This window comes from Azospirillum sp. UFLA03-27 (genome assembly GCF_059803775.1).
On sequence record NZ_JAUQTX010000359.1, the window covers coordinates 1 to 5,026 of the forward strand.

Genomic DNA, 5,026 nt, shown 5'->3' on the forward strand with positions numbered 1-5,026 from the left:
CGGCATACGAGATAGCTGTTATAGTCTCGTGGGCTCGGAGATGTGTATAAGAGACAGATTGGGGACCGCCGCCCCGTCACCACCACCACCGCGCCTGGCGCAACGATTGGGGGCCCCGTCCCTATCCGGGGCCGAGCGTGCAGTTCTATGGCGGCTGGTCGTCGGGCCGGGGCTGGTGACGGGCCGGTCCGCTTCGAGGCTGCCTGTCTAAAAAGACCTGTCTGAAAGGAGTGGGTGTCGCAGGAACGGCACCGCAATGACGTATTCTCGCATGGACAACGGCCCGCTGCCCGCCCATGCTCGCGGCGGTGGCGCCCGGTTCGGGGCGCCGCGCTGTGCGTGCATGAGGGTGCGATGTCCTTCCTTGATAAAGAAGCGAAACACAGTCGATCGATGAAGCGTGGTCTGGCTGTGGCGATGCTGGGGCTGACGGTCCTGTCGCTCGGCGCCTGTGCCGGCCAGAGCCAGAACCGCTACAGCTACCGGGATGTCGGCCAAGCGACCTCGGTCGAGTTCGGCACGGTGATGGCGACCCGTCCGGTGGACATCCAGGGGCAGAACACGGGGGCCGGCGGGCTGGTCGGCGGCGCTGCCGGCGGGTTGGCGATGTCCAACGTCGGCAAGGGCTCCGGCAACGTGGCGGCGATCCTGGGCGGTGCGCTGGTGGGCGCCGTGGCCGGCGCCGTGGCCGAACAGGCGATTTCGGACCGCACCGGGATCGAATATGTGGTGACGCTCGCCACCGGCCGCACGATCACCATCGTGCAGGAGCAGGCAACCAACGAGCCGATCTTCGGTCCTGGCCAGCGCGTGATGGTGCAGACGAACGGCACCTACCAGCGTGTCCTGTCCGCCGATCATCTGCCGACCGAGACGAACCGCCCCAAGGGCATCAAAGTGGTGGATTGAGGCGCTCTGGCCGTGGGTTGGCGCCCCGGCACAGGACGTCCTCCTGCCTGTTGATCCGAGGGGACGAGGGAGCGGCGTGCAGGAGGATGATCCGATGATGGGCGGAACAGTCGGAAGGGCGGAGTGCCTCCGGGCGTTCCAACGGGGTGGAGCCGTCGCGTCGGTGGTTCTTGTAGCGGCCTGCACCGGGCTTAGCCCGCCGCCGCAGGCCGCCCCCGAACCCGGCGCGGTGAGCGCCCTGGATCGGCTCAGCCCGAACCGCTGCAACGGGGCCGTCGCCTCCTCCCTCGCCGGGGTGCGGATACCGGTGTCCGACGTCCGCTATCTTGCCTACGGCCTGTATCGCAACATACCGGGGGACATCGTCGGCTACGATGCCTGGGTGGGCTTGAACAGCCAACCTGGAGCCGTGGTGGTGCAACTCGATGAATATTGCGCGCCGCGCCAGATCTACGCGCGTGAGGGTGCCCGGCTTCCCGACGTCCGATAACGCGTCGGTTCCTCCCATCCTGTGCCCACAGGTGCCATCCCGACAAAAAAACTGCCGCTAACCCAGTGGGCTAGCGGCGAGTTGAACAGGGAGGCTTCACGTCTGGGAGACGCTGGGTCCAAGGACCCAACCCCGGAAGCGGGCTTCCGGGACGAAACGCCGGATGCTGCGGCGCAACATCCAACGCCCAAGATTTGACCATTCTGCCCAAAGGATTCCATCCCCAAATATCCAATTCGGCCATGCGAGAACCGCATAGCTTGTAAGGGCTTGAAGAAACGTAAGAAATTGGCGTGCGGATGCGTATGGTGCTGAAGGGCAGGTGGCCTCGCACGGGAAACGGCAACCGGATTGCAAAGATGCGAGACGGGTTTCGGTACAATCCGTACAAAAAGAAAGGCGCCCGGCATGGCTCACCGGGCGCCTTTGCATCAATAACAGGCAAACATGGTGTCTGCTCAAAGGCTGGGCTGGGTCAGAAGGCCGACTCCGCCACCTTCTTCACCAGGAAGTCGCGGAACACCGCGATGCGCTTGGAATGACGCAGCTCCTCGGCATAGACGAAGTAGGCGTCGACCTTCGGGCCGTCCACATCGGGCAGGACGCGCGTCAGCTCCTTGCTGCCGTCCACCAGGAAGTCGGGCAGGGCGGCGATGCCCAGGCCGCTCTCCACGGCGCGGTACATGGCGTAGATGCTGTTGACCTGCAGGATCGGCTTGCGCGCGCCCGGCGCCGGATCGCCAACCTCGTTGATCCAGTTGACGTTGGCGATGGGCGCGCGGACGTCCGGCGGGTAGGCGACGATGTCGTGCCCGTCCAGATCGGCGGGGATCTTCGGGGCGCCGCGCTTCTTCAGATACTCCTGATGGGCGTAGAGATGGAAATGCACCGACATCAGGTGACGCTGGATCAGGTCGGGCTGGCGCGGCGTGTTCATGCGGATGGCGATGTCCGCCTCGCGCATCGCCAGATCCAGCTCGTTGTCGTCGATCAGCAGGGTGAGCTGGATGTCCGGGTAGATCGACAGGAACTCGTTGACGCGCGGGGTCAGCCAGGTCGAGCCGAAGGCCACCGTGGTGGTCACGCGCAGCGGACCCTTCGGATGCTCCCGGCTTTCGGTCAGCATCGCTTCGGTCATCGACAGCTTGGCGAAGACGTCGCGGGCGGTGCGGTGCAGAAGCTCGCCCTGCTCGGTCAGGATCAGGCCGCGCGCGTGCCGGTGAAACAGCGGCACGCCGAGGCTCTCCTCCAGCGCGCTGATCTGGCGGCTGACCGCCGACTGGCTGAGGTTCAGCGTCTCGCCGGCGTGCGTGAAACTTCCAGCCTCGGCCACGGCGTGGAAGACCCGAAGCTTGTCCCAGTCCATCATGCCTGTCTTGCTGCCCGCGCCCTGGCGGGGAGCCTCCCGTTCATTCTTGAAGACGGCGCATAGCCGCCATGCTCATTTATACCGGGAACGCGCGGCGAACGCACCCCCAACCAAAGGCCCACCGCACGAAAAAGAGCCAAGCTTGGTAAGAATTTTCCGTTGTGCTGCGAAGAGCGCACATTTGTTTATCCCGCATTGTGGGATTTTTGCCGTTCCCGCAACCGAAGGACGACTTCGCTGCGCTGGATTTGCTCGGACGATAATCGAGACCCGGCGCAGGATTGGGAGACTCGGGCCGGCGACGCCTGGGAAGGCACCTCCCTCTTGTTGCTGCGGGGCTTCTACCCTTGCGCCGTTGCGCCGGGCGTCGGATGGGCCGCAAATCGGGTGTGACGCGGATTTGGGAAGGAGGGGTTCCGAATGCCCGATCAGCATCAGCCGGCGCTCACCCGCGATCAGGTGATCGACATCTGCGGGCGCCTGGACGATATGCGCATCGCCAGCATCATCGGCACGGGCGCGACGCCCGCCGAATTGATGGAGGCCACCAGTTGGACCGGTGCCGACGACTACATGGGGGAGGCGACGCGGCATCCCCCCTCGGGCCGGGTCGCCCGGCTCCTGGAGCTTCTCAAGGCGGACGAGCCGGACTGGGAAGACCGCTGACCCGGCCGCATTTGACCCGGCCGCATTTGATCCGGCTGCATTTGATCCGGCTGCATCTGATCCGGTTGCGGCCGATCCGGTTGGGGTTCAGTCGGCCGCTTCGAGCGCGCGCGGCGGTTCCTTGGCCCGCGCGCGGGCGCGGTGGCCGCTGATCTCCGCGCCGGCGTCGGGCGGCAGCCGCAGGAAGAACAGGGCCGATACGCAGGCCATCCCTCCGACCGTCAGGAAGGCCGGCACGAAGTCGGTGGGTGTCAGCGCGGCACCGGGGCCGCTGGTGACGCTCTGCGTCAGGTGCAGCACCGTCGCCCCGACCGCAACGCCCAGGCTGAGCGAGACCTGCTGCATCACGCTGGCCAGCGTGTTGGCGCGGCTCAGGCACTCCTTGGGCACCTCGGCGTAGGCCAGGCTGTTCAGGCCGGTGAACTGCAGCGAGCGGAAGAAGCCGCCCATCAGCAGCGCGCCCAGGATGACCCAGTGCGCCGTCTCGGGCCGGAAGGCGGCGTAGCTCGCCAGGATCAGGCCGCTGAGCAGCGCGTTGGCGGTCAGCACCCGGCGGAAGCCCAGCCGGCGCAGGATGGGGCCGGCCAGCGCCTTCATGGTCAGCGCCCCGGCGGCCCCGGCAAAGGTCAGCGCTCCGGACTCGAAGGGCGTGCGCCCGAAGCCGACCTGCAGCATCAGCGGCATCAGGAAGGGCACGGCGCCGATGCCGATGCGGAACAGCGTGCCGCCCATGACCGAGGCGAAGTAGGTCGGCAGGCGCAGCAGCGAGGGGTCGAGCACCGGCCGTTCCATCCCTCGGGCATGGCGCAGGTAGAGCCACGCGGCGGCGAAGCCCAACCCCAGCACCCCGGCGACCGCGACCGGCGGCAGCACGCCGCGGCCAACATTCTCCAGCCCGAACATCAGCGCGGCCAGGGCCAGCGCGCTCAGCATGAAGCCGCGGCCGTCGAAGGGGTCGCGCTCGGTCTCCCGCACGTTGGGGATCAGGGTCAGCACCAGCGCGATCCCGATCAGCCCGATCGGCACGTTGATGTAGAAGATCCAGCGCCAGGAGGCGTAGGTGGCGATGAAGCCGCCGACCAGCGGCCCCAGCGCCGGGCCGATCAGCGCTGGCAGGGTCATCTGGGCCATGGCGGCGACCAGCTTCTCCTTGGGCACGGTCTTCAGCAGGATCAGCCGCCCGACCGGCACCATCATCGCCCCGCCCAGCCCCTGGACGATGCGCGCGCCCACCAGCTCGTACAGCCCGTCCGCCTGGCCGCAGAGGATCGAGCCGACGGTGAACACCCCAATGGCCGCCGCGAAGATCGTCCGCGTGCCGTAGCGGTCGGCCATCCAGCCGCTGACCGGCAGGAACACCGCCAGCGCCAGCATGTAGGAGGTCATGGCGAGGCTGAGGCGCAGCGGGTCCTCGCCCATCGACCGTGCGATCTCCGGCAGCGCCGTGGCGATCACCGTCGCGTCCAGATTCTCCATGAACAGGGCGCAGGCGATGATGAAGGGAATGTAGCGGGTGGCGCGGGGCATGGCGGAAGGCATGGCGGGGGATAGGGCGGTGGCTGTCTCTTATACACATCTCCGAGCCCACGAGA

At 67.0% G+C, this 5,026-nt stretch carries 6 protein-coding genes; 4 read left to right on the forward strand and 2 right to left on the reverse strand.

Annotation, left to right across the window (positions count from 1 at the left end):
* From Q4I23_RS30425 to Q4I23_RS30435, 3 genes are all read left to right on the forward strand, one after another.
* The coding region (locus Q4I23_RS30425) for a hypothetical protein (protein ID WP_498528694.1) at nt 1–211 on the forward strand (211 nt) is incomplete at its 5' end.
* A 182-nt stretch (nt 212–393) separates the two neighbouring features.
* On the forward strand, nt 394–909 hold the full coding sequence (locus Q4I23_RS30430; protein WP_454018799.1) for an outer membrane lipoprotein: 516 nt from the start codon (nt 394–396) through the stop codon (nt 907–909).
* A 229-nt stretch (nt 910–1,138) separates the two neighbouring features.
* Nucleotides 1,139–1,399, forward strand: a complete 261-nt coding sequence (locus Q4I23_RS30435; RefSeq protein ID WP_247893009.1) for a hypothetical protein — start codon at nt 1,139–1,141, stop codon at nt 1,397–1,399.
* 475 nt (nt 1,400–1,874) lie between these two features.
* Here the strand turns inward: Q4I23_RS30435 and Q4I23_RS30440 are convergent, their stop codons facing one another.
* Nucleotides 1,875–2,765, reverse strand: coding sequence for a LysR family transcriptional regulator (locus Q4I23_RS30440; RefSeq protein WP_041811445.1), 891 nt, complete (start codon nt 2,763–2,765; stop codon nt 1,875–1,877).
* 423 nt (nt 2,766–3,188) lie between these two features.
* Between Q4I23_RS30440 and Q4I23_RS30445 the strand changes: the two genes are divergently transcribed.
* Entirely contained in the window at nt 3,189–3,434 is a 246-nt protein-coding gene (locus tag Q4I23_RS30445) for a hypothetical protein (protein WP_014239362.1), read from the forward strand.
* 87 nt (nt 3,435–3,521) lie between these two features.
* Here the strand turns inward: Q4I23_RS30445 and Q4I23_RS30450 are convergent, their stop codons facing one another.
* Entirely contained in the window at nt 3,522–4,961 is a 1,440-nt protein-coding gene (locus tag Q4I23_RS30450) for a DHA2 family efflux MFS transporter permease subunit (protein WP_498528695.1), read from the reverse strand.
* Between the last annotated feature and the right edge of the window lie 65 nt (nt 4,962–5,026).

Coding starts and splice junctions, on each gene's coding strand:
- Q4I23_RS30430 (WP_454018799.1), top strand. CDS start 394: ATGAAGCGTGGTCTGGCTGTGGCGATGCTGGGGCTGACGGTCCTGTCG.
- Q4I23_RS30440 (WP_041811445.1), bottom strand. CDS start 2,765: ATGGACTGGGACAAGCTTCGGGTCTTCCACGCCGTGGCCGAGGCTGGA.
- Q4I23_RS30445 (WP_014239362.1), top strand. CDS start 3,189: ATGCCCGATCAGCATCAGCCGGCGCTCACCCGCGATCAGGTGATCGAC.
- Q4I23_RS30450 (WP_498528695.1), bottom strand. CDS start 4,961: ATGCCCCGCGCCACCCGCTACATTCCCTTCATCATCGCCTGCGCCCTG.